Origin of the sequence: Nibrella saemangeumensis, assembly GCF_039541915.1 — a bacterium.
GTDB lineage: Bacteria > Bacteroidota > Bacteroidia > Cytophagales > Spirosomataceae > Nibrella > Nibrella saemangeumensis.
The window spans coordinates 1-821 of sequence record NZ_BAABHD010000036.1; the positions used below are offsets into that span (position 1 = coordinate 1).

1 protein-coding gene is annotated in these 821 nt (G+C 49.3%); it reads right to left on the minus strand.

Annotated elements, in window-relative coordinates; genetic code table 11:
• Positions 1–7: 7 nt before the first annotated feature.
• Positions 8–739: an IS1 family transposase gene (locus tag ABD949_RS18185; protein ID WP_345245566.1), complete on the minus strand. Its 732-nt coding sequence runs from the start codon at positions 737–739 to the stop codon at positions 8–10.
• Positions 740–821: the final 82 nt, after the last annotated feature.

The following is an 821-nucleotide window of genomic DNA, read 5'->3' on the forward strand; positions in this document are numbered from 1 at the left end:
GGTAGTCCTAAAGTTGTAATGATAGGTTGTAGTGAGTCACTACAAACCGAATGGAGTTGATATGTCGGTTCAGCTTTTTAGAAAAGGACAAGCTCAACCGCACTAAACGCGAAGCCCGCTGACGAAGCGTACAAAAGAAGCGCTCGACATGGTTGGTATGCTGCTTGTATTGACTACAGCGGTGTTGGTGAACTGGAATGATCTGCTTGTAAGCGTCCCAATCATCGGTGTGAAAACTGGCCTGCTGACGGTATGGCTCTGGCAGGGCTTGCCACAGGCCTAGCGCCCCTGTGGCTCCGCGATCACCAATGTGGAGAGCCACTACCTGTCGGCTGGCTCGGTCCAGAGCTAACCAGAGCCATTGTTTGTTGGTTTTGCGCAGCACAAAGCTCCAGAGTTCATCGGTCTCGCAATCAATACAACGTAGCTCAATATCAGCAGCTTCAGCGGCTGAACAAGCTAAATCAGCCGGTATGTCGGCATAGAGTTCGTCCATATAGGCGTAGAGTTGGTGGGCCTTAATCTCCATAACTCGACAGATACCCTCCAGCGAAATACGTTCGGCTAACAGCAGTTCAATGCGTCGTTTTTGCTCGTCGGACAAAGCAGGGTGCTGGCGAACAAAGACGAACTGACGGTGACACTGTTTGCACTTACCACGTGCTTTGCCATAGTAGGTATAACCGTTTTTGACTATGTTTGAGGAGCCACAGTTCGGGCAGTGATGTTGAACAGACATGACAGGTAATTCAAGTTTGGCGACTTAAAATTACCGCCCGACTGGGCTTTTCACTTCATATCATTACTTTTTCAGGACTACC

Bases quoted from the DNA above. Each gene is read 5' to 3' on its own strand.
- ABD949_RS18185 (WP_345245566.1), bottom strand. From the start codon at position 739: ATGTCTGTTCAACATCACTGCCCGAACTGTGGCTCCTCAAACATAGTC.